Genomic DNA, 258 nt, shown 5'->3' with positions numbered 1-258 from the left:
ATTGCCTCGGACGAGTGCTACTCCGAACTCTATTTCGACGAAGGCCGTCCGCCCGTTGGCCTGTTGCAGGTATGCGAAGAGCTCGGCCGCACCGACTATCGTCGCTGTGTGGTATTCCACAGTCTCTCCAAGCGCTCGAACCTCCCGGGACTGCGCTCTGGCTTTGTGGCCGGTGATGGGGAAATACTGGAAAAGTTTCTGCTTTACCGGACCTATCACGGTTGCGCCATGCCGCTGCCAACCCAGTACGCCTCTATC

General features: G+C 58.5%; 1 protein-coding gene. It reads left to right on the top strand.

All coding sequences use genetic code 11. The features are described from left to right. The coding region (locus AVJ23_RS22075) for an aminotransferase class I/II-fold pyridoxal phosphate-dependent enzyme (RefSeq protein ID WP_157772804.1) at positions 1-258 on the top strand (258 nt) is incomplete at both ends.

The sequence above is a fragment of the Pseudoponticoccus marisrubri genome (genome assembly GCF_001482405.1).
GTDB lineage: Bacteria > Pseudomonadota > Alphaproteobacteria > Rhodobacterales > Rhodobacteraceae > Pseudoponticoccus > Pseudoponticoccus marisrubri.
The sequence above is the reverse complement of the archived record's forward strand: the minus strand, read 5'-3'. Positions and strand labels throughout refer to the sequence as shown.